We start from the raw sequence: 24,149 nt of genomic DNA, 5'->3' as shown, positions 1-24,149 counted from the left end.
GGAGCCTGTCATGAGCATCAACAAGCAAAGCGACATCGCCGCCAATATCCAGATCGGCCCGACCGATCAGGGCATGGTGCGAATCTATGTCGAGGCCGAAGGCGGCGTGGACCTGCCGCTGGATTTCGACCCGGACGAGGCCGAGGAAATCGCCGAAGAGCTGCGCGCCGCCGCCGAAGCGGCCCGCGCCATGATGGCGGACAGCCCTAAAGGCAAGAAAGGGCGCTGACGCCCGGATCGCGGTATTCCTGCAGCCGGAGTGCGGCATGGCGGGCAAATTTCTGCACCATGACCTTGCGCCGCGCCCCGGCCAGCTGTGTGTCCGGTCCCATGCGCAGGACCTCGGCCCCGAAGTCATCGGCCAGGATCAGCCCGGCCTCGGGTGGCAGGATGTCTTGCGGAAAGTCGGCAGGAACGGCCCAGAAGAACCTGTCGCACCATTCCAGATAGTTCTGCCATTTCCGGTCGGCCCGGAAATCGGCGCGCGACGATTTGCATTCCACGATCCAGATTTCGCCCTTGGCACCCAAGGCCATGACATCCACCCGCAATCCGGGGGCGGGTACCAGTTCTTCGACGGCGGCAAGGCCAAGGCTGCGCAAATGGCGGCACACCCCGCGTTGCAGGCGCTGGCCGGGCAGCAGGGAAGGTGCGGTTTCGCTCATGCCACCAACATGAACCAAAAGGGAACACCGGGCAAGACCCCCCGCCGCGATCCCTAGCGCCAGATCGGGTTTGACCAGGCCCGGCGCCCGGCCGCGTCGATTACCGTCACCCGCAGCCAGGGCGACGCCGCGCAGCGGCCCAGCACCAGATCGGCCCGTGTCATGGATTGGCCGTGCAGCGCCTGGGCCGCCGTGCCCTGCCCCTGCACGATCACGGTCACGACAGCCGAGCTTTCGACCTGCAACCGATCCCCTTCCAGAACGATGTCGCGCAGATCTGGCCCCTGACTGCTGTAGAACGCCCCCGCCTTCAGCGCCGCCAAAAGCGCCTCGGGTGTGTTCTCTTCGGCCTTGACCATGACCCAGCCGCCGAAATGATCGGGTTCGGAAAAATGTGCGTCATCGGTGGCAATCACCGAAAGGCGGCGGCCTTCCGACAGCAGCAGATCGGCAAGGGCCGCGCCATCGGCGCGATCGGCCCCGGTGGCGCAACCGTGGTTGTAGATTTCAACCGCATGGGCCGCCGTCACGCTGCGGGCATCCTCCAGCGTCAGGCCCGACCATTGGGGGTGCGCAATCGCCACGAAGGCCCCCGCCGCCACGGCCCGTGCCGCAATCTCGGGGCCGGTTTCCATGCCCGGATGCACATGGAAATCCGGGGCATGGCCCGGGGCGAAATCGGGCTGCAGGCCAACGGCCAGAATATGCCACAGCTCGCCATTGCGCATCGGCCCGCTATGCAATTCCGCCCCCAAAAGAGTGGTGAAACCCGGGGCGCGGAAGGGCAGCGTATCGGCAATGGGATAGCCATAAGCGCCGATGAAGTGATCGGTCAGCGCCAGGAAATCATAGCCCTCCGCCCGGTAACGGCGGCACACGTCCTCGGGCGGCAAGACCCCGTCCGACAGGGTGGAATGGGTGTGAAGATTGCCGCGCCAGAATTGGCCGGGCTGGGAAAAGGCAATGGGGCGCATGATGTCCTCGTGGTTTGCGGCAGGATCGCGCAGCTGCGTGACAGGGTCATGACCGGGTTACAGCCAGCCGCGCCATTTGAAATAGGCCCAGGACAGCAGCGCACTGGCCAGCATGGCCAAAAGTGCGACCGGATAGCCCCATGTCTGCGCCAGTTCCGGCATGCGGGCAAAGTTCATCCCGTAAATGCTGGCAATCAGCGTGGGGGGCAGGAACAAGACTGACACGACCGACACGATCCGCGTCGTCGCCCCCTGTGCCAGATCGATCATGCCCAGCGTGGTCGAACTGGCCAGAGCAACCCGCTGCGCCAGAAAATCGCCATGCACCTCCAGCGCCTGAATGTCGCGCAGCACGGCCTTGGTGGTGGCAGCGTGACCGCGCTCTGCGGCGATGGGCTGGAAATAGGCCAGCGCCCGGGTCAACGTCAGCAGCGTCAGCCGCAGATGCGACAGCAATTCCCCTTCGCGCCCCAGTTTTTGCAGGGTGAACTGCAACCGTTCCGGCGTACGGCGGTCGGGGTCGGGGGCATGGATCAGTTCTGACACCTGATCGAGACTGCGGCCCACCTCTTCCAGATGATCGGCCTGCCGCCCGACGATTTCATCCATCAAACCCAGCAGGATGGCCGCCGCGCCTTCGGTTCCCGCCGCCGATTGCCCGGCGCGTGGCGGATAGGTCACGAAGGGGCGCGGGCAATGGTGGCGCACGGTCACCAGAAGGCTATCGGTCAGGATGAAGGTCACCGGCTGGATGCGGCGCGTGCCGGCCTGATCCAGCCCCGCCATCACCACCGTCATGTAATGCGCGGGCCCCTCATGATAAAGCCGGTTGGAAATCTCGATTTCCTCCATATCGGCAAGGCTTGGCACCTCAATCCCGAACCCGCGCACCAGCGCGATTTCATCGGGTCCGGGGTGTTCCAGATCGATCCAGACGGCAGCTTGAGGATCGGCCACCGTGACCATGCGCCCGCCTTCGGGCCGATAGGCCATCATCATCTGTCGCCCCTTCCTGCTTACAGCCCGTGCAGGCAAGCTCGACCTTGCCCGCCCTTGGTCTATATCGCAGAAGGACAACAGCGCAGAACAGCAAAAAGGCCGCGCCATGACCGAAAGACAGACACCCGCCGGACCCGATGGTTTGCGCGCCTTCCGCGATGCCCTGGGCCGTTTTGCGACCGGGGTCACGGTCGTCACAGCCGAAACACCCGACGGTCCGCAGGGGTTTGTCGCCAACAGCTTCGCTTCGGTATCGCTGGACCCGCCGCTGGTTCTGTGGTCACCCGCCCGGCGATCCTCGCGCTTTGCAGGATTTTCCACCGCCCGGCATTATGCGATCCATATTCTGGGCGTAGCGCAGTTTGACCAGATCGCCCGTTTTGGCCGGGGGGGCACGGGTATTGCGGGTGCCGAGCCCGACCGGTCCGCCGAAGGCGTGCCGCTGATCGCGGACGCACTCGCCCGCTTTGAATGCGCGCAACATGCAACGCATGATGGCGGCGATCACCTGATCATTCTGGGACGGGTGCTGCGCTTTGCCCTGCGTGACGGTGCGCCGCTGGTGTTCAGCCAGGGGGCCTATGGCGGATTTGTTCACGGCGGATGATGGTTTGTCGCGCAACCTGCGGCCAGGGTGACAGACGGACAGTGAGACGCATTTGAATATGGTCAGTTCTTCGCTTATGTTGGAACGCAATCCCCGGACGAGAAAGCCATGACCCTCGACACTGCCCACATTTCCGAAGATGACGCTTGCGGCGCGCTGACGGCCGATGACATGATGCAGCAGGCCACGGCAGCCGCAGCTTTTCTCAAGGCGCTTGCGCATGAAGGGCGGCTGATGATCCTGTGCCATCTGCAATCGGGCGAGAAATCGGTGACCGAGCTGGAGCAGCTTCTGTGTTCACGTCAGGCTGCCGTCAGCCAGCAACTGGCGCGCCTGCGGCTGGAAGGGCTGGTGGCCTGCCGCCGCGATGGCAAGGCGATGTATTACTCCATCCAGGACCCCAAGGTCGCCACGGCCATCGGCATGGTGTACGAGATGTTCTGCAGCCAGGCGAAATCGGTCTGACCCTGCGCGCCGAAAGCGGGGTTTGACCCCGTCAGTGCCTTTCTGCAAGGATGACCGTTAGCGCGAACAGCGGGCGGAGGATTCGGGGATGACAGGGCGGTTTCTGGTGGCGTTGGTGATGCTCGTGTGCAGCCTTGCCCTGCCCGCACAGGCCAAGGACGATCCGGCGGCACGGGTGCTGACCCAGTGGCACCGGCTTGTGCTGGAACTGGTCCGCCACACCCCGACCTATTCGCCCCCGGTTGCCAGCCGTTCCTTTGCCTATCTGGGCGTCACCGCATGGGAGGCCGCACGGCCCGAGGGCAGCACCAGCCTTGCGGGCCAGTTGACCGACATGCCCCCGATGCCCGACGCCGCGCCGGGGCTTGATCCGGCGCTGGTGATGCAGGGGGCCATGGCCCGGGCTGTGCCGCATTTCTTCGGCAATACCGGCCCGACCGGCCAGCGCGCCATGGCCGCCATGGAGCACCAATTGTCCGAAAGCCTGCAGCCCGGCGTCGCCCCTTCAGTGCGCGAGGCCAGCCTTGCTCATGGCAAGGCGATTGCCGACGCGGTCATCCTCTGGGCCTCTGGCGATGGGGCCGACCGGATCGAAAACATGGGCTTTCCGCTGGAATGGACGCTGACACCCGGCCCTGCGCATTGGGTGCCCACATCAGCGATCGTGCAGCAGCAGGCGCCGCTGCTGCCCGATTGGGGCAAGCAGCGCCCCTTTGCGATGCCCGAAGGCAATGCCTGCCCCCTGCCCCCGCCCCCCGCCTACAGCGAAGACCCCGGCAGCCCCTTTCATGCCGAGGCCGTTGAGGTTCTGGAAACGGTACGCAATCTGACGGATGATCAGAAGATCATCGCCCGCTTCTGGTCTGACGATCCGATGCTTTCGCCCACCCCGCCCGGGCATTGGGTGACGATCCTGCTGGATATTTCTGACCGCGAGGGGCTGGATGCCCCTGCCTTGGCCGACGCTCTGGCACGGTTGGGGATAGCGGTGGCGGATGCCTTCATCGGCTGCTGGTACACGAAATATGACTATGATCTGCTGCGCCCGGTCACCTATATCCGCCGCGTGATCGACCCGGCATTCGAACCGATCCTGATCACCCCGCCCTTCCCTGAATATCCATCAGGCCATTCCACCCAGTCGGGCGCAGCAGCTGCAGTGCTGACAGCGCTGTTTGGTGAGGCTTACGCCTTTGTCGATGCCACACATGAAGACGACGGGCTGGCACCGCGGCATTTCACCAGCTTTGCCGCCGCCGCCGAAGAGGCCGCGATGTCGCGGCTGTACGGCGGCATACATTTCCGCAGTGCGATCGAACGCGGGCTGGATCAGGGGGCCTGCATCGGCGCCCATGCCAACGGATTGAAAACCAGATGAAATACGCGGCCCTTCTATGCCTGCTGACAGGCCCGGTCTTTGCAGATGCGCCGCCCATCCCGCGCTTTGCGCCTGAAACCGGTGGGATCCTCCACAGCTATCAGGGCGATTGGGAACAGGTGGTGGGCGGCGGTGTCGCGGCCTTCGATTGTTCGGGCGATGCGTTGCCCGATCTGTTCTTCACCGGGGGCACCGCACCGGCAAGCCTTTGGGTGAATGAAACACCCCGGGGCGGCCCGCTTGCCTTCCGCAACCAGACCAGCGGGGCCGAGCTTGATCTGGTGTCAGGCGCCTGGCCGCTGGATGTGGACAGCGACGGCATCACCGATCTGGCCCTGATGCGCGTGGGCGAAAACGTGCTGATGCGCGGCCTTGGAGATTGCCGCTTTGAACGGGCGAATGAGCTTTGGGGCTTTCAGGGCCTTGACGGCTGGTCCACGGCCTTTGCCGCGACATGGGAACAGGGCCGCGCCTTCCCCACACTTGCCGTGGGCAATTATGTCAACCGCAGGGAAGAGGCCTTTCCCTGGGGCAGTTGCACCGAAAACTGGCTGCACCGGGGCACGGAAGCGGGGTTCGAACCGGCCTTGCCGTTGACGCCAAGCTTCTGCCCGCTGTCGATCCTGTTCACCGACTGGTCGCGCCAGGGCCGACCCGATCTGCGGGTGTCGAATGACCGCGAATATTACAAGGGCGGGCAAGAGCAACTGTGGCACCTGCCCCCCGATGCCCCGCCAAGGCTCTATTCCGAGGCCGAAGGCTGGCAGCGCCTGCGCATCTGGGGCATGGGCATTGCCGGGCATGATCTCGATTTCGACGGCTATCCGGAATATGCCCTGACCTCGATGGCCGACAACAAACTGCAGGTGCTGGCGGACCCCTCTGCCCGGCCCCTTCTGCCGAGCTATCGCGATGATGCGTTCAAACGCAATAGCCATGCGCAGCGGCCCCATACCGGCGGGGATGTGCGCCCCTCGACCGCATGGCATGTGCAGTTCGAAGATGTGAACAATGATGGTCGGGCCGATCTGTTCATGGCCAAGGGGAATGTGTCAACCATGCCGGATTTCGCGGCGGATGATCCGAACAACCTGCTGCTGCAGCAGGCGGATGGTCGCTTCGTCGAGGCGGCGGCCGAGGCCGGGGTGGCCTCCATGCAGCCGGGGCGCGGTGGCGCGGTGGTTGATCTGAATGGTGATGGCTGGCTTGATCTAGTGGTGGTGAACCGCAATGCCCCGGTCGAGGTCTGGCGCAATCTGGGCCATGATGGCGCGGGCAACTGGATCGCGATTGATCCGCGCCAGCCCGCGCCCAATATCCATGCGGTGAATGGCTGGGCCGAAGTGCGGGCCAATGGCGTGACACAGCGACGCGAAATCACCGTGGGGGGCGGCCATGGCTCGGGTCAGGTTGCGCCGCAGCATTTCGGGCTGGGCGCGGCGGATCGGGCCGAGGTGCGGATGATCTGGCCCGATGGCACCACGTCAGACTGGGTGGAACTGGCGGCGGGCAAGGTCTGGCTGGTGCCGAAATCCGGAACGCCAGCCCCGCGCTGACCGGTCAGGTCAGGAAGATGCCCGACACCACCAGCATCAGGCCAAGGGCCGAAACGCCAAGCGCCCCCATATTCACCACGACGACCCGTTGCAGCTTCAGCCGCAATTCCTCGTCATTGGCCGAAGTGCTGCGCGCTTTCACCGCCATCAGGATGCACCAGATCAGCCCGGCAATCCCCGACAGCGAAATGACGGCACCGATCACAATCAACAGCTGCATGTTTCGTGTCCCCTTGGCGGTGGCCTGATCTGGCCACTCTCGTGCTTTCCCCCGGGGTCTTGCCCTTGGCGGGGGGATGTGCAGTCTCTGGCAGGCCAGATTCCGGCACCGCAAAGGCGTAGCCGACGGGCGGGGGGCATGGCAAGTGTGCAAAGGTATGCGGAGGACGGCATGACGGAAGAAACCCCAGCAGCGCGGATCATGGCAGCCCGGGCGGCGATGGCCAGCCTGCCCCCGGCAGGGCTTGATCTGTTGTTCCGCGAGGCGCGCACCTTCAACGGTTTTGATCCGCGCCCGGTAGAGCCTGAATTGCTGGATGCGATCATCGACCTGACCCGCTGGGGCCCGACGGCGATGAACGGCCTGCCCTTGCGTGTCAGCTTTCTGACCAGCCCCGAAGCAAAGGCCCGGCTGGAGCCTCTGTTGTCCTCGGGCAATCGCGAAAAGACCATGGCAGCACCGGTGACGGCAATCCTCTGGGCCGATCTGGATTTCTGGCGCCATCTGCCGCGGCTGGCCCCGCACATGACTGACCCCGAAGCGATGTTTTCCGGCAATCCCGATCTGGCCACCCGAACCGCGCGGCTGAGCGCGGGGCTGCAGGCCGGGTATTTCCTTCTGGCTGCCCGCGCGCTTGGTCTGGATTGCGGACCGATGGAAGGCTTCCGCAAGGCAGAGACGGCCGTCGAATTCAGCGCCGGACGGAACTGGGAGGCCTTGCTGCTGGTCAATCTGGGCCATGGCGATCCGGCGCGGCTGCGCCCCCGCGCCGCCCGGCTGGACCCCGCCGAGATCGCCGAACGGCTGTGACCCGAGCCCTTGACCGCCGCCCGGCCACAGCGCTAGGGAAGAGGACAAAACCGGAACCCATGAGGCAGGTATGAGCACCGATCCCTATAATGTCACCGCCGATGAACTGCGCCAGTTTGTCGAACGGTATGAACAGCTGGAAGCCGAAAAGAAGGACATCACCGAACAGCAGAAAGAGGTGATGGCCGAGGCGAAGGGCCGGGGTTACGACACCAAGGTCATCAAGAAGATCATCGCTCTGCGCAAGCGCAAGGCCGATGACATCGCCGAAGAGGAAGCGATCCTTGAACTTTACAAGCAGGCGCTTGGCATGAACTGAGGGCCACGGGGGCCGGCTCCTGGCCCCCTTCCGCCTCAGGCCAGGTAAAGCGCGTCGGCCAGACCGTCCAGAGCGGTCAGCCCCTGCAGCAGCAGCGTTTCGCCACCGTCAAACCGCAGCATGACGCCGTCTGCCTCGACCCTGGCAAAGCGCGCGACCACCTCTGCCGCCGTCAGATCGGGATCGGACCACAGACTGCGGGTGAGCTGAAGCACATCCGTTTCCACGCCGAAATCGGCAAAGACATCGGAACCACCGCCGGTTTCAAAGACAAAGCTGTCATAGCCATCGCCGCCGCTGACGGTATCGTTCCCCGTATTGCCCCCCAACGTGTCGTCATCGGCACCGCCGAACAGCCGGTCATCGCCCGCACCGCCGCTGATCCAGTCAGTGCCCGCCTGCCCCAGCAGCCGGTCATTGCCATTGCCGCCCGACAACCGGTCGCGGCCCTGCCCGCCCACCAGATCATCGGCGCCATTGCCCCCGAACAGCCGGTCACGCCCGGTCGCGCCGCGCAGCGAATCGGCACCGCTGCCCCCGAACAGCCGGTCATGCCCTGCTTCCCCTTCCAGCGTGTCGATCCCGTCCCGGCCATACAGCCGGTCGGCCCCGGAACCGCCCAGCAGGTTCTCGCCCCTCAGGCCGCCCAGAACGGTATCGTTCCCCGCCCCGCCATAGGTGAAATAGTCGAAATCATCGGGCAGTTCGATCCGGTCGTTGCCGTCATTGCCATAGACCTCGCCCCAGCGGGCCGGGCCGGTTTGCGGCAGCGCCGGAATGATGAAGACATCGTCACCCAGTGTTCCAGCCAGCAAGCTGCCTGCCTGCTGCATCGCCCCCACCGAAGCCACCAGATCAAGCCGGTTGACATAGTCCCGCCCGCCATCATCGTTCAGACCAACCCATTGCACCAGTTCGACATTGCGGATCAGGGTCTGGTGCCCCTGCGCAGTGATGCGGGTAAAGCCCTGCGCCGTCGCGATGAAGTCAAGCGCATCCCGCCCGAAATGATCGTACAATTCCAGCACATCGCGACCCGTGCCGCCATCGGCCTCAACCTGATCGGCGCTGCGGCCATCGGCCCCCAGCGTATCATTGCCGGACCCACCGAAAAGCCGGTCATCACCCGTGCCGCCGAACAGGCGATCCGCGCCACCGGCGCCATGCAAGGTATCATCGCCCGCCCCCCCCTGATGGCGATCAGGGCCGGGGGTTCCGGGAAACAACAGATCTTCCGGGTCCATGCTGAAACATCCTTTGAAAAATGGTGCGCTGACAATTCTACCACGCAGGGGTCATTTTGCCACAACAGGATGCCGAAGCTTGTTCAGGTCCGGCCTGCGGTTCCATCGCCGCGCCCCATCAGAACCACCGCCACCAGCCCGACCGCCATCACCACAAGCGCCGCCGGGGCCGCCTCGCCGATGCGTTCAAGACTGGCCAGTTCGTAAACCCGTGTGGACAGGGTGTTGAAGTTGAACGGGCGCAGCAGCAGCGTTGCGGGCAGCTCCTTAACGCCATCGACAAACACGATCAGAAGCGCCGTTGCCACCGATCCGCGCATCATCGGTAGATAGATGTCGCGCAGCACCGCGCCCGGGCTGCGGCCAAGCGCCCGCGCCGCAAGTGGAAGATTGGGCGAAATGCGGGTAAAGGCGCTGTCCACCGCGCCTTGGGCGATACCGAAGAACCGCACCAGATAGGCCAGCACGATGGCCGCCGAAGTCCCAGTCAGCAGCAGACCGGGGTCATGACCCGTCACCGCCAGCACGGCATCGGCCAGACGGTGATCCAGCCCCGCCAGCGGCACCAGCAGGCCAAGCGCCAGTACCGCCCCCGGCGCGGCATAGCCAAGCGCCGTCAGCGGCAGAACCCGGCGCGGCAGCCCACGCCCGGCCAGCCGCACCCCATAGACCAGCACCAGCGCAGCCCCGACCGTCACCAAAGCGGCAGTCCCCGCCACCAGCAAGGTATTGACCAGCGCCCGCCCCAGATCGCGCGACAGCCAGGCCTCGGGCTTGGCCAGCGCATGGGCCAGCATCACCGCAACCGGCAGCACAAAACCAATGGCAAAGGGCAGCGCGCAGAACACAAGCGCAAGTCCCGCACGCCAGCCCCGCAGCCGCTGCGGCGCGATGGGGCGTGCCTGCCGGGCCGAGCCATGAAACCGCGCCCCGCGCCGCCCGGCCCGCTCCAGCCCCAACAGCAGCAGGATCAGGGTCATCGACACCAGTGCAATCTGGGCAGCCCCCCCGGCATTGCCCGCTGTCAGCCAGGTTGTGAAGATGCCGGTGGTCAGCGTCTGCACCCCGAAATGCGCAACCGTCCCGAAATCGGCCACGGTTTCCATCATGGCCAGCGCCACACCAGTCGCGATTGCAGGCCGCGCCAGGGGCAGGCCCACCCGCCAGAACACCGCCCATGGCCCTGCGCCAAGGGCGCGAGCCACCTCGTACTGCCCGCCCGATTGTTCGCGAAACGCTGCCCGGGCCAGCAGATAGACATAAGGGTAAAGCGCCGCCGCCAGCACGACCGCCGCCGCCCCCGGCGACCGGATTTCCGGGAACCAGTAGTCGGCCGCGCTTTGCCAGCCGGTCATCGCCCGCAAGGCCACCTGCAGCGCGCCGGAATAATCAAAGAAATCCACCAGCGCATAGGCCCCCACATAGGCCGGAATGGCCAGCGGCCAAAGCAGGCCTTGCCCCAGAAAGCGCGCACCGGGAAAGCGGTACATCGTCACCAGCCAGGCCGCCCCGGTGCCGAACAGGACCGACAGAACCGCCACCCCCCCCATCAGCCCCAGCGTTGCCACCAGATAGCGCGGCAAGACTGTCGCCATCAGATGCGGCCAGATGTTTTCGGTCGGGTTCAGCGCGATCCACAGCACCGAAGTCAGCGGCGCCAGCACGACAATCCCGATCAGTGCTGCAGCAACGGTCCAGCCATCGGGCAGACGCAACCCGCGCGCGGGCCGCCCGGCCTGATGCTGGCCGGATTGGGGAATGCCGGGCTGTGGGGGGCTGATCTGGTCGGTCATCACGGGCGTCTGGCTACAGGAAAGCGGTTTATCTGTCCAGAAAAGCCCGTATAGTTGCGCACAAGAGCAACAAGAGCAGTCAGGCCCGCCCATGCGCATCGCCTATCACCTTGGCGTCCATTGTACCGACGATGATCGTCTGGTTCGGACGCTTGCGCGCAATGCCCAGGCTTTGGCCGCCGAAGGGATCGAAGTGCCCGAGCCTGACCGCTATCGCAGCCTGATCCGCGACACGGCGGTGCAGCTGAAGGGCCAGACGGCGGGGCAGGACACGCAGGCCATTGTGCTGGACCAGATCATGACGGCGCATGTTGCCAACCGGCTTGTGCTGTCATGGGACAATTTTCTGGCCTTCCCGGTCTGGGCAGTGAAGGGCCGGTTCTACCGCAATGGCGGTGACCGGATGTTTGCCATCCGCAACATCTTTCCCGAGATCGAGGCCGAGTTCTTCATCGGGCTGCGCAATCCGGCCACCTTCCTACCCGATCTGTTCCGCCGCCAGCGCGGACGCAGCTATGAGGAATTCATTGAAGGCACCAACCCCGAGGAGTTGCGCTGGTCTGAAATGATCCAGCACCTGCTGGACCGCAATCCGGGTGTGCCACTGACAGTCTGGGCAGATGAGGACACGCCGCTGATCTGGCCCGAGGTGCTGAAGGCTGTTTCCGGCCATTCCGATGCGCTGGAGTTGGAGGGGTCTGATGATCTTCTGGCCAGCATCATGACTGAAGACGGCATGCGTCGCATGGCGGGGTATCTGCAACAGCACCCTGTGCAAAGCGTGATGCAGCGCCGCCGGGTGGTTTCGGCGTTTCTTGACAAATTCGCCCGGCCCGATCAGCTCGATCTGACCTTCACCCTGCCCGGCTGGACCGAGGATATGGTGCTGCGCATGACCGAAACCTATGAACGCGACATGGCCTATATCGCAACCATGCCGGGCGTCACTTACATTGCGCCATAACTGTTGAACACCGCAGCAGAGCTTGTTATGTGGGTGCCGTGCCCGGTTAGCTCAGAGGCCAGAGCTGCGCTTTTGTAAAGCGAGGGTCGGGGGTTCGACTCCCTCACCGGGCACCACTTTCTGAAAAAATCACGCCACGACAACGGATTGCACTTCCGTCAATCCGCTTTTGTATGCCCTCGCGGCGCAGGACTGGTCAGATTGGTCTGAAACCGAACGACTCGTTGGCACACCAAACGCGCGGGCTTTCTCCAGATTTTGTCGTGCGGGGCATCCTGTTCGATGCGCATTGCAGCGCCACGATTTGCCCGCTTCAAGCCAACCGCGTTAGCCAGGCAATCATCCACCGCCGGTTCTGTGCTGATTGGTCGTATCGGGCGGAAAGCCGACATTCGAAACCGGCCGCGGCAGATGCAGCACAATTTCAGCTTGGCAGACGAGCCTTGATTGCGGTCACCGTCAGCCATTCAATGAAGGCTGCGGCATCTGGATGACGTGACCCGCCTGTAGGCTCCACAAGGTAGAACGCCTCGTCGATCGGCACTGCCAGCGCAAAGGGGGCAATCAGACGGCCAAGGGCGAGCGGATGGGCTGCCAGTGCCCCGCGACCAAGCGCCACTCCGCCGCCCTGCGCGGCAAGCTCAAAGGCGGTCAGGGATGTATCGAGATGCAGACCCGACCCGGAGTCGACCCCCTTGACGCCTGCAGCATTCAGCCAGATGCCCCAGCCTTCGTGATAGCCCAGAACATGCAAAAGCCGATGGTGGCGCAGATCATCCGGTTCCTCGATCCTGCAGCCGGGCGCGCAAAGGGGCGTGAGCACCTCCCATGTCAGGCGATGACTGCTGCAGCCCGGCCAAACCCCGGTGCCGTACTGGATATCAAGGTCGATATCCTCGGCGTCATAAGGCTCATTCCAGACGCTGGACAGAATGCGGACAGGCTTGTCGGGATTCGAAACCAGAAATTCGGGCAGGCACGGCATCAGCCAGTTGACCGCGAAAGAGACGGCGCAGCGGACGGTCAACGCCTGCGTATGCCTCTGGCCGAAAACTTCGCGCGTGCCGATGGCGAGGCGTTGCAGCGCGTCCTGTACCTTCGGCAGATAGGCCGCACCGGATTTCGTCAGCTCCAGCCCGCGGGCGCGGCGCAGGAACAGCGGTTGGCGCAGATGCAGTTCCAAAGCTTTGACATGCTTGGAAACGGCGGCCTGTGTCAGATGCAATTCGCCCGCCGCATGCGTGAAACTCAAGGATCGCGCAGAGGCTTCGAAGGCGCGCAACCACGTCAGCGGGGGCAGGTCAGGCGGCATGTCTGCAAAACCAAGCTATAACTGTTTGTAGGGGCAGTGCCCCTGAATACGTCGTTTGACCGAAATGGGCCAGCGGGGTCATGCAATGACAATCCCTCGGAGGCCCCATGTTCAACGTCTTCCCCACCGCCCGCCTGCGCCCCTCGCCCTTCTTTGCGTCTGCTGTCGCAGAGGGCATGACAGCGGCCAGCATATACAACCGCATGATAATGCCCACCTCTTACGGTGACCCCGAGGCCGAATACTGGCGGCTGATCAACGGTGTCTCGCAATGGGACGTGGGGGTAGAACGACAAGTCCAACTGAAGGGGCCCGATGCGGGGCGTCTGGCACAGATCCTGTCGCCGCGAGACCTGTCGGAATGTCAGGTCGGTCAGGGGAAATATGTGCCGCTCTGCAATCATCGGGGCACGATCATCAACGACCCGATCTTGCTGAAACTGGCCGATGACCTTTACTGGCTGTCGATCGCGGACAGCGACATCTGGTTCTGGGCCGGGGCCATCGCCGCCGAACGCGGCCTGAACGTCGAGGTGAGCGAACCTGACGTTTCCCCCATGGCGCTGCAGGGCCCAAAGGCCGAGGATGTGGTGGCCCATGTGCTGGGCGACTGGGTGCGCGGGTTGAAGTATTTCTGGTTCCGCGAGACGGACGTGCAGGGCATTCCCGTCGCGGTTCAGCGTTCGGGCTGGTCAAAGCAAGGGGGGTTTGAAATCTATCTCAAGGATGGCACCCGCGGGACCGAGCTTTGGAACATCTTCAAGGAGGCCGGTCAGCCCTGGGGTATCGGCCCGGGTGCGCCTGCAACCGCCGAGCGGACGGAAAGCGGTCTCGTCTCGGTCGGTGGGGATACGGATGATGTGACGAACCCATTCGAGGTGCGCCTTGGAAAATATGTCGATCTTGATGTGTCCGATGACGTTGTGGGCATCCAATCCCTGCGCCGGATCAAGGCCGAAGGTGTGAAGCGCCATCAGCTGGGGCTGGTGCTGGAGGGCGCTAAGCCAGCGCCGCTGGGCTTTCATCGCGAGAATATTCACCATCGGGGCCGCAATGTCGGCATGATGACCAACTGTGTCTGGTCGCCGCGGATGAAGGCCAATATCGGCTATGCCCTGATCCGCGCGGATGTGACGGCAGGTGAAACCGTTCAGGTACAGCGTAACGGCGGCCCGGTCGATGCCCGGCTCGTGCCTTTGCCCTTCCTGTAATCTGCCACGCGCCGGTATTTTGACGCCCTCTGTCTTGGCGTGCAGCCCTGTTGCCCGTCACGTTGCCGGTCGCACATCCATCACCCGCAGCGAGTTCTGTCTCACCCGGGGCAAGGCTGGCCTTCACAGCCAAGCGGATGCTGCGGAGGTGAAGGCGCGGGTGTCGGGTTGGGCGACCGGGTCTCGATCCTCCGGCAAACGGGCCGGAAGCGTTCAATCTTCATTTTGCACAATTTCCAGCTGGACCGGCACAGAGCAGAGTGTCCGCCGGTCACATGATTCAGATCATGGTCAGCCGCCACGAATTCTGATTCCCCTATATGTCGGATTGCATTGCCACGCTGGGACCGGACCGCGCATATGGACCTGACATTCCTTCTCGACCACCTGTCGGAACCCGCAATTCAGGCAATGTTCGGCCTGATTGTCGGGGCTATTTTCGGGTTTTCGGCGCAACGTGCCTCGTTCTGCCTGCGGGCCGCCACGGTGGAATTTGCGCGCGGGCAGTTGGGCCCGCGCATGTCCGTCTGGCTTTTGACCTTTTCCACCGCCCTGTTCTGGGTGCAGGCAGCCCATCTTTCCGGCCTGTTCCAGCCGGAAGAGGCGCGGATGATGGCCGTCACCGGATCATGGTCGGGGGCGGTCATCGGCGGGCTGATGTTCGGTGCGGGCATGGTGCTGGCACGCGGCTGTTCGGGGCGGTTGCTGGTTCTGGCCGCGACCGGCAATCTGCGTTCGGTCGTATCGGGGTTGGTCTTTGCCGTGACGGCACAAATGGCCCTGCATGGCTGGCTTGCCCCCCTGCGTGGCTGGCTTGCCGGGCTTTGGACAACACCGGGCGGGCGCAATATCGACCTTCTGGCCGCTCTGGCCCTGCCCGAAACGACGGGCATCACCCTTGGTCTCGGTCTGGCGGCTCTGGCCATCTGGCTGGCCCTGCGCAATGCCATCGGCGCCAGCACGCTGGTCTTTGCCTCCGGCGTCGGATTTGCAGTCGCCCTGGGCTGGGTTTTGACCTTCAACCTTGCCCAGCAAGCCTTTGATCCGGTCACCGTCACCTCGGCCACCTTTTCCGGGCCTTCGGCCAATACATTGATGTTCTTCCTGACAGAAAATGCCGTGCTTGATTTCGATATCGGGCTGGTGCCGGGCGTGTTTCTTGGGGCCTTTCTGGCCGCGATCCTGACCGGAGGCTTCCGGTTTCAAGGCTTTGATGGTGAAAGCCAGATGCGCCGGTCGCTGACCGGCGCAATCCTGATGGGATTTGGCGCGATGCTGGCCGGGGGCTGTGCCATTGGTGCGGGCGTGACCGGCGGGTCCATCTTCGTGGCAACCGCCTGGCTTGCCCTGCTCTGCATGTGGATCGGTGCGATGATCACCGATGTTCTGGTCGATCAGCCCGGCCGTGCCGTTGCAGCCTGACTGCTATTCGAATTCCATTTCAGCAAAGACCACCCCGGCATTCTTGGTGGCCAGTTCCTCGAACGTGTCCAGATGCGCCCATGGGGATTGATCGACATAATAGGCACCGGCCAGATCCCCGCCTGCCTCAAGATGCGCGCCGATCTTTGATCGCAGATCCACCAGATAATCCCGTGTATAACGGGTCACCTGCGCCAGATTGGTCGGGTGGCCATGGCCCGGAATCACATAGGTAGGGGCCAGTGGCGCAAAGGCCGTTTCCCATGTTTCGATCCAGCAGCTTGTGCAGGTGCCCTCAAAGATCGGTGGCATTCTTTCGTGAAAGGCGATGTCGCCCGCGATCATCATCGACCATTGCGGGATCCAGACCTGCGTATCGCCGGGCGAATGGGCCGGGCCAAGATGCAGCACCTCAAGCGTGACAGTGCCCATTTCAATGACCTTCCGGTCTGTGAAGGTTTCGGTCGGCGGAGCGATGACCGTGCCTTCGGCATTGGGCCCGGCATAGCGTTGCAGGGCGGCAAGGTCTTGTGCGGCACCATCGGCAAATTCTGCCGCGGCCTCTTCATGTGCCAGGATCGGAACACCCTGCGCGGCCCAATAGCCATTGCCCAGCATGGCATGGCCCTGCCCGTTTTCAACGATCACCAGCCTGACCGGCTGATCGGTGACGGCCCGGATTTCGGCATGCAGCGCCTCGGCCAATTTCCAGCTTGCGCCAGAATTCACCACGATGACGCCGTCCCCTGTCACGATGAAGGACAGGTTGTTGTTATGGCCCGCATTTTCCATGGTCGGGGGCGCGGTGGCCCCGATTGCGGAAAACACATGCGGGATCACCTCCACCGGTTTGGCATAGAGCACCGATTGGGGATATTGATCCGCGATATCCTCGGATGCCGTTGCAGGCAGCCCTGCAGCAACCAATGCCAGACCCAGCAGCCCTGCCCGTTCCATCATGCCTCCACAAACCGGAAACCGGGCGCGGCCCACTCCACCCGCCCGACACCGCCGCCCGGCAGGTGATAGCCGATCATCGGGATGGCCTCTGCCGCCAGCCGTTCCAGCAAAGCCACCCGCGTCAGGGCCGCCTGCGCACCATCCTGATCAGAACCCGAGGCCCAGTCGGGCCGTTCAAAGGCGACATGGTGATTGCCGATCGCATCGCCCACGACCATGGCACCGCCCGCCCCGATTTCCCAGGCCAGATGCCCCGGCGTGTGGCCGGGGGTCAGCCGTGCGGTGATGCCCGGCAGCACCTCATCCCCATCCGCGACCAAGCGGACCGTGTCGGCAATGGCCGCCAATCGCCGCGCGGCGCCCACCGCGAAACTGGCACGGGCCTCGCCGATACTGTCCACTGTGGCCGGGTCCATCCAATAGTCGAACTCGGTTTGCCCCATCACGAATTCGGCGGCAGGAAAGACCGGTTCATCAAATTCATCCAACAGGCCCCAGAGATGATCAGGATGGCCATGGGTGAATAGCACATGCGTCACATCTTCGGGGGCGATGCCCAGCACCTCCATCGCCTCGGCCAGTTTGCCGGCACTGGGCTGGAAATCGGGGCCGGACCCCACGTCGAACAACACGGTATGGGTGCCGTCGCGCAACAAGGTCACGTTGCAGGGTGGGGTCAACTGATCGGTGGGAAGGCCATATTTCGCCACGATCTCTGCCATTTCCTGCTGTGGCATCCCGCCAAGGATGAAATCGCCCGGCAGGACGAGCGAGCCGTCGGACAAGGTGTCGATCTGCACCGGGCCCAGCGTCAGCGTCGATCCGCCCCAGAGCCTTTGGGGCAGCAATGCCCCGGCCAGCGCAGCAGTTGCAGAGGTCAGGATATGGCGGCGGGTCAGCATGACGAACACTCCGATCAGTCTGGCAAGGGGCAGAAAAAGCAGGCCCCCGAAGCACAGAGGCCCGCCCGTCAGCAAGAAATGATCAGCCAAACATGTCGGCGGTGATCCCGGCATACCAGCCCAGCGATTCCTCATAGGTCGCCTTGCGCAGGGCCGCGTCTTCGCCGGTGGCGCTGATGAAACTGTCAACCGAGGCGATCTTTTCCGGCGTCGGCTCATAGGAGGCGCCCACCTTGACCCCGTCCTCGGGCGCAATCAACGACCAGCAGGTATTGGTGTATTTCGCCGGGAAGGCCTTTGAACCGGTCAGTTCCGCCCGGATCGTCATCGCAGCCACCTTGGCCTGGCTGTTCGCGGCGAAACCCGATTTCGGCATGTCGCCCTGCGCGCTGGAATCGCCCAGCACAAAGACATTCTCGTCAGCCTTCGATTTCATGCTGTCGGGATGCACCGGGGCCCAGCCACTGTCATCCGTCACACCCGCCATCTGGGCAATCTTGCCCGCCATCTGGCCGGGAATGACATTGCAGCAATCGACCTTCTGCACTTCGCCTTCGATAACGATTTCCATGGTCTCGGGCCGCACCTCGACCGCGCCGCCGCCGAATTCCGGCCCGATCCATTCGACCATACCGTCATAATGGCGTCCCCAGCCTTCCTCGAACAGCGCCTGCTTGGAATACTTCTCCTTTGGATCAAGGATCAGGATCTTGGCCGTCGGGTTCTTCTGCTTCAACACATGCGCCACCATGCTGATCCGCTCATAGGGGCCGGGCGGGCAGCGATAGGGGTTGGGCGGGGCGATCATCGCGAAGGTTCCGCCTTCGGGCATCGCTTCGATCATGGATTTCAGCAATTGGGTCTGCGGCCCCGCCTTGTAGGCATGGGGCATGATTTCGGCATGGCTGTCTGCCGACCAGCCGGGCACGGAACCTTCCTTGAAATCGATCCCTGGCGACAGGACGAGCCGGTCATAGGGCAGCACCTGCCCCCCGGCCAGGGTGACCGTGCGCGCTGCGCGATCCACAGCGGTTGCCATGTCGTTGATGACGGTCACACCGCCCGCAGCAACCTTGTCATAGCCGTGCTGCAGGCTTTCGAATTCGCGGAAGCCGCCGATATACAGGTTGGAAAAGAAGCAGGTCGTGTAGATCGGGTTCGCCTCGATCAGGGTCACATCCAGCGCGCCCGCGCTATCCTTGGCCAGATAGCGCGCGATCGTGGCCCCCCCAGCCCCGCCGCCGATCACCACCACCTTCGGCTTGGCCTGACCAAAAACCACGGGCGCCGAGAGCATCGCCCCCGCTGCGAAAGTCGATCCGATGAAGAGACGTCTGTTCAGTTGCATCCGCATTTCCTCCCTAGAAGGCGATTGCATCGGATGCGGTTGATCCGCATCCCCGGCCTTTTCATTTCAGCGTGGCGAAATAGGCTGCCAGCGCCGCGATTTCGTCATTCGACAAGCGCCCTGCCATCATCTGCATCACCGGATGCGGGCGCAGCTTGTCCTTGTAGGCATGCATGGCAACGACGAAATCTTCCTCAGGCCACCCTGTCACCGAAGGGATGCCCTGATCCGACCCGTCCACCTGATGGCAGGTCGTGCATTCCGATGAGAGATATTCGCCGTAAGCCGGATCGCCCTTGATGGCCAGAACTGCAGGATCGACGGCGTGATCGGTCATGATCGCTGTCGGCTCTGCTTCGGGAATGTCGCGCGGCTTGTCGGACCATGTGCGCAGAAAGGCCAGAAGCGCGCGTCGGGCCTCGGGGTCGGCCATGCCGCGGTAATTCATCCGTGTGCCCGACACCAGCGCCTTGGGGTTGTGGATATAGGCATCCAGCGTTTCCAGCGTCCAGATCAGCCCATCCGACCCCATCCGCGCCATAGATTTCGAATAGGTGAAATCCGGCACCGCACCGGCCCGCCGCCCGAACAAACCGTTCAGCCGGGGACCGACACGGTTGATGGCCCCCTCACCGATCTGATGGCAGGCAGAGCATTGCTTCTTGAACAGATCCTCGCCCCGCGCGGCATCGCCGATCTCTTCGGCGCGGGCTGGCGCTCCCGCCGAAAGGATCAGGGCCAGAACTGCAAGAAACTGGCCCTTCACGTCCGTTACTCCGCGAAGGTCGAAAGATAGGCGATGATCGCATCGCGCTCTTCGGGCTTCTTCAGGCCTGCAAAGCTCATCTTGGTGCCCTTCATGAAAGCCTTCGGGTTTTCAAGGAAGGCATGCAGGCTGGCGGCATCCCAGGTCAGGCCCGCTGCAGCCATGTCCTGCAAGGGCTTGGAATACTTGAAGCCCTCCACCGTGCCCGCCCCACGGTTCACAATGCCGTTCAGCATCGGGCCGGTGCCATTCTTGGCGCCCTCGCCCACCTTGTGGCAGGCCGCGCATTTCTTGAACACCTTGGCACCGGCCTCCACCAGCGCGGGATCGGCTGCCGCCGGCTCGGTCGCAGGTTCTTCGGCTGCGGCGACTTCGGTGGCTGGCTCTTCGGTCGCGGGCACGGCTTCGGTGCTGACTGCACCCTCGGTCACCGCCCCCTCGGCCGCGGCATGCAAGTCAGGCAGGCTGCCTGCCGGGCGGCCATCCGGGTCTTCCGGCGTCACGTTCAATTCGACGGCCCGCTTGGTGACCTGCGGGATGCCCTCGGCGCAATTGGCCATGCAGGGCTCGCCGGTGAATTTCACATATTCCGTTTCCGGCCGGTCATCGGGATAGAAACCGTCGTTGTTGGGCAGAACGACTTCGGCAAAATTCTGGTCCGACAGGACGAAATCATCTTCAACCAACCCGTTGGAATACAACAGGAAGGCAGTGATCGCATAGGTTTCGTCCACGCTGACGGTCTGCGCCGCGCCAAAGGGCATGGAGCGATGCACATAATCCCAGACGGTGGACAGATGTGGCCAATAGCTGCCGATGGTCTTCACCGGGCGCGGATCGGTCAGCGACCCTTCGCCGCCCGCCAACACCGGCCAGCTATCCAGCCCTTCGGCAAATTCGCCATGGCAGGAAGCGCATTTTTCGGCAAAGACCTCTTCGCCGGTCAGCACATCGCCCGATCCGGGTTTCAACCCCTGCCCCCCCGGCAGCACTGCCACATCCCATGCGGCGATTTCTTCGGGCAACGCGGCGCGGCCAAGGCCCAGCGGGTCGGCCAGTGCGGGCAAGGCGGTCACGGCAAGCGCGCAAGAGGCCAGAAATAGCTTATGCGATCTCGACATTCTCGACCTCCCCATCCGCCTTGACCCACCAGGTCTGGATGCCGTTGTTGTGATAGACATTGTTCAGGCCACGGATCTCGCGCAGGGCCTGCTTGGTGGGCTGGACATAGCCTGTTTCGTCCACGGCCCGGGATTGCAGAAACAGCTCTGACCCGTCCCAGTCGATATCCAGATGAAACCGCGTCAACGCCTTCTTCTTGGCATCGCCGGAAATACGGGCCGGCTGCCAGTTGCGGCCGCCATCCAGCGACACATCCACACGGGTGATCGCGCCATGCCCCGACCAGGCAAGGCCGGTGATCACCAGCGGGCCCTTGCCATGGCGGATCGGCACCTGCGGGCTGGGCGCGGTGATGACGGATTTCGCATCCATCACCCAGGTCCATTTCCGCGCACGGCCATCGGGCATCAGATCGGTGTATTTCGAGGTTTCCTCGCGGCTTTCCACCGCCCGATCATAAATCCCGATCCGGCGCAGCCACTTCACCCACATATTGCCTTCCCAGCCCGGCACGACCAGCCGGACGGGATAGCCATGTTCCTTGCGCAGCGCCTCGCCATTGGCGAAGAAGGCGACCATCACATCGTCCAGCGCCTTTTCCAGCGGGATGGACCGGCCATTGGACGAGGCATCCGCCCCTTCGGCATAGACCCATTTCCCTTCGGTCTGCACCCCGGCTTCGGCCAGCAGGTCGCGCAGCATGACACCGGTATATTCCATATTGTGGATCATGCCCTGGGTGTATTGGCAGCCTTCCAGCTGCGCGCCGCCCCATTCCATGCCGCCATTGGCCGCACATTCGCAAAAAGCCGTCATCACATGGCGGGGGAAGCGGGTCAGGTCTTCGTAGGTAAAGACCAGCGGGCGATCGACCAGGCCGTTGATCATCAGCCGGTAATCCTGCTTGGACAGTTCGATCGCGCCGGAATGATGGCGTTCGAACGCGCAGCCCTGCGGGGTGATCGTGCCTTCCAGCGCATGGATCGGGGTAAAGTTGATCGACGACACCGGGCTTTCGGTCAGCCATTCGACATTGCGCCGCGTGACATGCGATTCAAACCGGATCGGCATGCCATAGGGCGCGGCATCCACCGGGTCACCAAAGGCCGAAGCCCAATCCTGCACTTCGGTGATCAGCGGATCGGGTGTTTCAGCCCGCGCCGCCCCGGCCCCGGCCACCAGCCCTGCCCCGGCCAAAGCCGAATTGCGCAGAAAGCCACGGCGCGATGTTCCGGCCTGTTCATTTATCGTGTCGTCAGAGATGCGTTCGTCAGCCATTGGCGCACGGTCCTCTTCTTTGATCTCAAATCCCGGTCACATTGACCGTGGCACGGGGTTCCAGTTTGACGGTGCCCAGCTTGCGGATATGGACTTCGACCACATCCCAGATCTGCGGCCCTTCGGTGCCTTCGTTCACGCTGGCCCAGCCCGCCACAGTGTAGGATTTGGCGGCATCGATGGTCTCGCCCGTATCGGTCAGCGTCAGGTTGGTGATCCGCTTGCCGATCTGTTGCGACACGTCGATGGCAAAACCGAGCCCACCCACGCGCACCATATCGCCGCCCTGCTGGTAATAGGGGTCGGGGTTGAACAGGTTGTCGGCCACGTCTTCCAGAATGGTCTTCAGCGTTTCGCCCGTCATTTCGGTGCGGTAGCAGGCGCCATAGGTCATGGAGGTGACATTGTGGATATCTTCGCGGGTGATCGCATCACCCGGCATGAGCGAGGCCCCCCAGCGGACACCGGGCGACATGGCGATCTGGGCATCGCGTTCCGACCGGATGGCATCGCAGATCAGATCATCCCAGGTGCCCTGGAAATTCCCGCGCCGATACAACAGGCTTTCGGTTGTGCCGATCTTCTCTTCCAGCTGATCCTTGAAGGGCGCGCGTTCGGCGTCGATCAGCCCCGCCATATCGGCATCCGGGGTGATAACATCCGAGAAGATGGGAATGAGCTTGTGGCGGAAGCCCATCATCCGGCCATCACGCACATCCAGATCCACCCGGCTGACGAATTTGCCGTGGCTGCCGCTGGCAATCAGGATCGTTTCCCCCACCAGCACGGGTTCGGGAATGGCATCATGGGTATGGCCGGTCAGGATCACGTCGATCCCCTTCACCCGGCCTGCCATCTTGCGATCCACGTCAAAGCCGTTATGCGACAGGCAGACCACCAGATCGACGCCTTCGGCGCGGACCTCGTCCACCACCTCCTGCATCCGTTCTTCGCGAATGCCAAAGCTGTATTCGGGGAACATCCATTTCGGGTTCGCGATGGGCATATAGGGGAAGGCCTGCCCGATCACCGCGATCCGCACACCGCCGCGTTCAAAGATCTTGTAGGGTTCGAAGGCCGGTTCGTCCCATTCCGCATCGAAGATATTCGCGCCAAGGAACGGGAACTTGAGCTGCGTTTCGACGATCTCCTTTACCCGTTCGGTGCCCAGCGTCCATTCCCAATGGCTGGTCATCGCCTCGATACCCAGGGCGTTCATGACATTCACCACATCCTGCCCCTTGGTCAGAAAGCTGGTCATCGACCCGTGCCAGGTGTCGCCGCCATCCAGGATCAGCGCTTCAGGGCGGGCGGCGCGGATCGATTTGACCACGGTGGCCACCCGGTCCATACCCCCCATGCGGCCATAGGTCTTGCCCAGTGCCGCGAAATCCTCATAGGTCAGGGCATAGGCCTCGGGCGAGGCCGGGGTCAGCTTGAACATCTCGATGAAATCGCGGCCGACGACATGAGGCGGCTGGCCCTTGGCATCGCCCACGCCGATGTTCCATTCCGGTTCGCGGAACCAGATCGGTTTCAGCTGGGCATGAATGTCAGTGATATGCACCAGCGTGACATTGCCGAAATCGTCAAAGGCCAGAAGCTGGTCTTGCGTCAGCGCCTGCTGCGCGGCCAGCCTGGACCAGTTGCCAAAGCCCGACAGCCCGACAATGGCCGATGCTGCCACCGATGCCTGCAGGAATTCGCGCCGCGTGATCATCCGTCTGCCTCCTTCGGGCAATATTCCGCCATTCGCGCCCCCGGCGCGCCCTGACGGCCCCGTTTTCGTGATGATCCTGCCCCGGCGTGACAGCCAGGGCAGGAGGTTTGGTCG

Annotated in this window: 24 protein-coding genes and 1 tRNA gene; 11 read left to right on the top strand and 14 right to left on the bottom strand. The window is 63.4% G+C overall.

Annotated elements, in window-relative coordinates; genetic code table 11:
• The first annotated feature begins 10 nt into the window (after positions 1 to 10).
• A complete protein-coding gene (locus tag V6590_RS15350) occupies positions 11 to 229 on the top strand; it encodes a DUF6324 family protein (RefSeq protein ID WP_335424560.1) in 219 nt (72 codons plus the stop codon).
• On the opposite strand, the gene V6590_RS15345 is transcribed toward V6590_RS15350, so the two are convergent.
• The 3 genes from V6590_RS15345 to V6590_RS15335 are packed head-to-tail and all read right to left on the bottom strand — an operon-like array spanning position 207 to position 2,638.
• Positions 207 to 665 (bottom strand): MmcB family DNA repair protein, encoded by a 459-nt coding sequence (locus V6590_RS15345; RefSeq protein ID WP_335424559.1) that lies wholly within the window; start codon positions 663 to 665, stop codon positions 207 to 209. The two genes, V6590_RS15350 and V6590_RS15345, sit on opposite strands and share 23 nt — an antisense overlap.
• Positions 666 to 718: 53 nt before the next feature.
• Complete coding sequence (locus tag V6590_RS15340; RefSeq protein ID WP_335424558.1) at positions 719 to 1,639, bottom strand: PHP domain-containing protein; 921 nt, start codon at positions 1,637 to 1,639, stop codon at positions 719 to 721.
• A 57-nt stretch (positions 1,640 to 1,696) separates the two neighbouring features.
• Complete coding sequence (locus V6590_RS15335; RefSeq protein ID WP_335424557.1) at positions 1,697 to 2,638, bottom strand: CorA family divalent cation transporter; 942 nt, start codon at positions 2,636 to 2,638, stop codon at positions 1,697 to 1,699.
• A gap of 106 nt (positions 2,639 to 2,744) precedes the next feature.
• Here V6590_RS15335 and V6590_RS15330 point away from each other — a divergent pair, with 106 nt between their 5' ends.
• From V6590_RS15330 to V6590_RS15315, 4 genes are all read left to right on the top strand, one after another.
• The gene (locus V6590_RS15330) at positions 2,745 to 3,245 is read left to right on the top strand and encodes a flavin reductase family protein (protein WP_335424556.1); all 501 of its coding nucleotides are present in this window, start codon (positions 2,745 to 2,747) and stop codon (positions 3,243 to 3,245) included.
• A gap of 108 nt (positions 3,246 to 3,353) precedes the next feature.
• The gene (locus tag V6590_RS15325; protein ID WP_335424555.1) at positions 3,354 to 3,710 is read left to right on the top strand and encodes an ArsR/SmtB family transcription factor; all 357 of its coding nucleotides are present in this window, start codon (positions 3,354 to 3,356) and stop codon (positions 3,708 to 3,710) included.
• 88 nt (positions 3,711 to 3,798) lie between these two features.
• Positions 3,799 to 5,088 carry a vanadium-dependent haloperoxidase gene (locus V6590_RS15320; RefSeq protein ID WP_335424554.1) on the top strand — a complete coding sequence of 430 codons (1,290 nt, stop codon included), beginning with the start codon at positions 3,799 to 3,801 and terminating at the stop codon, positions 5,086 to 5,088.
• Positions 5,085 to 6,644 (top strand): CRTAC1 family protein, encoded by a 1,560-nt coding sequence (locus V6590_RS15315; RefSeq protein ID WP_335424553.1) that lies wholly within the window; start codon positions 5,085 to 5,087, stop codon positions 6,642 to 6,644. Before V6590_RS15320 ends, V6590_RS15315 begins: the two co-directional genes overlap by 4 nt.
• Before the next feature lie 4 nt (positions 6,645 to 6,648).
• On the opposite strand, the gene V6590_RS15310 is transcribed toward V6590_RS15315, so the two are convergent.
• On the bottom strand, positions 6,649 to 6,864 hold the full coding sequence (locus tag V6590_RS15310) for a hypothetical protein (protein WP_335424552.1): 216 nt from the start codon (positions 6,862 to 6,864) through the stop codon (positions 6,649 to 6,651).
• A 171-nt stretch (positions 6,865 to 7,035) separates the two neighbouring features.
• Between V6590_RS15310 and V6590_RS15305 the strand changes: the two genes are divergently transcribed.
• Together V6590_RS15305 and V6590_RS15300 are read left to right on the top strand one after the other, a co-directional pair.
• Positions 7,036 to 7,674 carry a malonic semialdehyde reductase gene (locus tag V6590_RS15305; protein ID WP_335424551.1) on the top strand — a complete coding sequence of 213 codons (639 nt, stop codon included), beginning with the start codon at positions 7,036 to 7,038 and terminating at the stop codon, positions 7,672 to 7,674.
• A gap of 70 nt (positions 7,675 to 7,744) precedes the next feature.
• Positions 7,745 to 7,993 carry a DUF2312 domain-containing protein gene (locus V6590_RS15300; protein WP_335424550.1) on the top strand — a complete coding sequence of 83 codons (249 nt, stop codon included), beginning with the start codon at positions 7,745 to 7,747 and terminating at the stop codon, positions 7,991 to 7,993.
• Positions 7,994 to 8,028: 35 nt separating this feature from the next.
• On the opposite strand, the gene V6590_RS15295 is transcribed toward V6590_RS15300, so the two are convergent.
• Both V6590_RS15295 and V6590_RS15290 read right to left on the bottom strand, forming a co-directional pair.
• Positions 8,029 to 9,237, bottom strand: a complete 1,209-nt coding sequence (locus V6590_RS15295; protein WP_335424549.1) for a calcium-binding protein — start codon at positions 9,235 to 9,237, stop codon at positions 8,029 to 8,031.
• Between the two features lie 83 nt (positions 9,238 to 9,320).
• A complete protein-coding gene (locus V6590_RS15290; RefSeq protein WP_335424548.1) occupies positions 9,321 to 11,030 on the bottom strand; it encodes an ABC transporter permease in 1,710 nt (569 codons plus the stop codon).
• A gap of 91 nt (positions 11,031 to 11,121) precedes the next feature.
• On the opposite strand from V6590_RS15290, the gene V6590_RS15285 reads away from it, so the two are divergent.
• Positions 11,122 to 11,994 carry a hypothetical protein gene (locus V6590_RS15285; protein WP_335424547.1) on the top strand — a complete coding sequence of 291 codons (873 nt, stop codon included), beginning with the start codon at positions 11,122 to 11,124 and terminating at the stop codon, positions 11,992 to 11,994.
• Positions 11,995 to 12,034: 40 nt separating this feature from the next.
• A tRNA-Thr gene (locus V6590_RS15280) sits at positions 12,035 to 12,110 on the top strand.
• A 308-nt stretch (positions 12,111 to 12,418) separates the two neighbouring features.
• On the opposite strand, the gene V6590_RS15275 is transcribed toward V6590_RS15280, so the two are convergent.
• Entirely contained in the window at positions 12,419 to 13,306 is an 888-nt protein-coding gene (locus V6590_RS15275; protein ID WP_335424546.1) for a LysR substrate-binding domain-containing protein, read from the bottom strand.
• 107 nt (positions 13,307 to 13,413) lie between these two features.
• Here V6590_RS15275 and V6590_RS15270 point away from each other — a divergent pair, with 107 nt between their 5' ends.
• Complete coding sequence (locus V6590_RS15270) at positions 13,414 to 14,517, top strand: glycine cleavage T C-terminal barrel domain-containing protein (protein WP_335424545.1); 1,104 nt, start codon at positions 13,414 to 13,416, stop codon at positions 14,515 to 14,517.
• A 360-nt stretch (positions 14,518 to 14,877) separates the two neighbouring features.
• Positions 14,878 to 15,939 (top strand): YeeE/YedE family protein, encoded by a 1,062-nt coding sequence (locus tag V6590_RS15265; RefSeq protein WP_335424544.1) that lies wholly within the window; start codon positions 14,878 to 14,880, stop codon positions 15,937 to 15,939.
• Positions 15,940 to 15,942: 3 nt separating this feature from the next.
• Here the strand turns inward: V6590_RS15265 and V6590_RS15260 are convergent, their stop codons facing one another.
• From V6590_RS15260 to soxB, 7 genes are all read right to left on the bottom strand, one after another.
• Positions 15,943 to 16,896 (bottom strand): MBL fold metallo-hydrolase, encoded by a 954-nt coding sequence (locus tag V6590_RS15260; RefSeq protein WP_335424543.1) that lies wholly within the window; start codon positions 16,894 to 16,896, stop codon positions 15,943 to 15,945.
• Positions 16,896 to 17,801, bottom strand: coding sequence for an MBL fold metallo-hydrolase (locus V6590_RS15255; protein WP_335424542.1), 906 nt, complete (start codon positions 17,799 to 17,801; stop codon positions 16,896 to 16,898). Before V6590_RS15255 ends, V6590_RS15260 begins: the two co-directional genes overlap by 1 nt.
• Before the next feature lie 82 nt (positions 17,802 to 17,883).
• Positions 17,884 to 19,149, bottom strand: a complete 1,266-nt coding sequence (locus V6590_RS15250) for an FCSD flavin-binding domain-containing protein (protein WP_335424541.1) — start codon at positions 19,147 to 19,149, stop codon at positions 17,884 to 17,886.
• Between the two features lie 61 nt (positions 19,150 to 19,210).
• The gene (locus V6590_RS15245) at positions 19,211 to 19,915 is read right to left on the bottom strand and encodes a c-type cytochrome (RefSeq protein WP_335424540.1); all 705 of its coding nucleotides are present in this window, start codon (positions 19,913 to 19,915) and stop codon (positions 19,211 to 19,213) included.
• Between the two features lie 5 nt (positions 19,916 to 19,920).
• Positions 19,921 to 21,036 carry a c-type cytochrome gene (locus tag V6590_RS15240; RefSeq protein ID WP_335424539.1) on the bottom strand — a complete coding sequence of 372 codons (1,116 nt, stop codon included), beginning with the start codon at positions 21,034 to 21,036 and terminating at the stop codon, positions 19,921 to 19,923.
• The gene (soxC, locus tag V6590_RS15235) at positions 21,020 to 22,315 is read right to left on the bottom strand and encodes a sulfite dehydrogenase (protein ID WP_335424538.1); all 1,296 of its coding nucleotides are present in this window, start codon (positions 22,313 to 22,315) and stop codon (positions 21,020 to 21,022) included. Before soxC ends, V6590_RS15240 begins: the two co-directional genes overlap by 17 nt.
• Before the next feature lie 25 nt (positions 22,316 to 22,340).
• Positions 22,341 to 24,035 (bottom strand): thiosulfohydrolase SoxB, encoded by a 1,695-nt coding sequence (soxB, locus tag V6590_RS15230; protein WP_335424537.1) that lies wholly within the window; start codon positions 24,033 to 24,035, stop codon positions 22,341 to 22,343.
• Positions 24,036 to 24,149: the final 114 nt, after the last annotated feature.

It is taken from the genome of Gemmobacter denitrificans (assembly GCF_036964905.1).
Classification (GTDB): Bacteria; Pseudomonadota; Alphaproteobacteria; order Rhodobacterales; family Rhodobacteraceae; genus Gemmobacter; species Gemmobacter denitrificans.
This window is presented reverse-complemented; position numbering and strand designations above follow the sequence as displayed.

Excerpts from the sequence above, each read along its gene's own strand:
- V6590_RS15350 (WP_335424560.1), top strand. The coding sequence starts at position 11 with ATGAGCATCAACAAGCAAAGCGACATCGCCGCCAATATCCAGATCGGC.
- V6590_RS15345 (WP_335424559.1), bottom strand. The coding sequence starts at position 665 with ATGAGCGAAACCGCACCTTCCCTGCTGCCCGGCCAGCGCCTGCAACGC.
- V6590_RS15340 (WP_335424558.1), bottom strand. The coding sequence starts at position 1,639 with ATGCGCCCCATTGCCTTTTCCCAGCCCGGCCAATTCTGGCGCGGCAAT.
- V6590_RS15335 (WP_335424557.1), bottom strand. The coding sequence starts at position 2,638 with ATGATGATGGCCTATCGGCCCGAAGGCGGGCGCATGGTCACGGTGGCC.
- V6590_RS15330 (WP_335424556.1), top strand. The coding sequence starts at position 2,745 with ATGACCGAAAGACAGACACCCGCCGGACCCGATGGTTTGCGCGCCTTC.
- V6590_RS15325 (WP_335424555.1), top strand. The coding sequence starts at position 3,354 with ATGACCCTCGACACTGCCCACATTTCCGAAGATGACGCTTGCGGCGCG.
- V6590_RS15320 (WP_335424554.1), top strand. The coding sequence starts at position 3,799 with ATGACAGGGCGGTTTCTGGTGGCGTTGGTGATGCTCGTGTGCAGCCTT.
- V6590_RS15315 (WP_335424553.1), top strand. The coding sequence starts at position 5,085 with ATGAAATACGCGGCCCTTCTATGCCTGCTGACAGGCCCGGTCTTTGCA.
- V6590_RS15310 (WP_335424552.1), bottom strand. The coding sequence starts at position 6,864 with ATGCAGCTGTTGATTGTGATCGGTGCCGTCATTTCGCTGTCGGGGATT.
- V6590_RS15305 (WP_335424551.1), top strand. The coding sequence starts at position 7,036 with ATGACGGAAGAAACCCCAGCAGCGCGGATCATGGCAGCCCGGGCGGCG.
- V6590_RS15300 (WP_335424550.1), top strand. The coding sequence starts at position 7,745 with ATGAGCACCGATCCCTATAATGTCACCGCCGATGAACTGCGCCAGTTT.
- V6590_RS15295 (WP_335424549.1), bottom strand. The coding sequence starts at position 9,237 with ATGGACCCGGAAGATCTGTTGTTTCCCGGAACCCCCGGCCCTGATCGC.
- V6590_RS15290 (WP_335424548.1), bottom strand. The coding sequence starts at position 11,030 with ATGACCGACCAGATCAGCCCCCCACAGCCCGGCATTCCCCAATCCGGC.
- V6590_RS15285 (WP_335424547.1), top strand. The coding sequence starts at position 11,122 with ATGCGCATCGCCTATCACCTTGGCGTCCATTGTACCGACGATGATCGT.
- V6590_RS15275 (WP_335424546.1), bottom strand. The coding sequence starts at position 13,306 with ATGCCGCCTGACCTGCCCCCGCTGACGTGGTTGCGCGCCTTCGAAGCC.
- V6590_RS15270 (WP_335424545.1), top strand. The coding sequence starts at position 13,414 with ATGTTCAACGTCTTCCCCACCGCCCGCCTGCGCCCCTCGCCCTTCTTT.
- V6590_RS15265 (WP_335424544.1), top strand. The coding sequence starts at position 14,878 with ATGGACCTGACATTCCTTCTCGACCACCTGTCGGAACCCGCAATTCAG.
- V6590_RS15260 (WP_335424543.1), bottom strand. The coding sequence starts at position 16,896 with ATGGAACGGGCAGGGCTGCTGGGTCTGGCATTGGTTGCTGCAGGGCTG.
- V6590_RS15255 (WP_335424542.1), bottom strand. The coding sequence starts at position 17,801 with ATGCTGACCCGCCGCCATATCCTGACCTCTGCAACTGCTGCGCTGGCC.
- V6590_RS15250 (WP_335424541.1), bottom strand. The coding sequence starts at position 19,149 with ATGCAACTGAACAGACGTCTCTTCATCGGATCGACTTTCGCAGCGGGG.
- V6590_RS15240 (WP_335424539.1), bottom strand. The coding sequence starts at position 21,036 with ATGTCGAGATCGCATAAGCTATTTCTGGCCTCTTGCGCGCTTGCCGTG.
- soxC (WP_335424538.1), bottom strand. The coding sequence starts at position 22,315 with ATGGCTGACGAACGCATCTCTGACGACACGATAAATGAACAGGCCGGA.
- soxB (WP_335424537.1), bottom strand. The coding sequence starts at position 24,035 with ATGATCACGCGGCGCGAATTCCTGCAGGCATCGGTGGCAGCATCGGCC.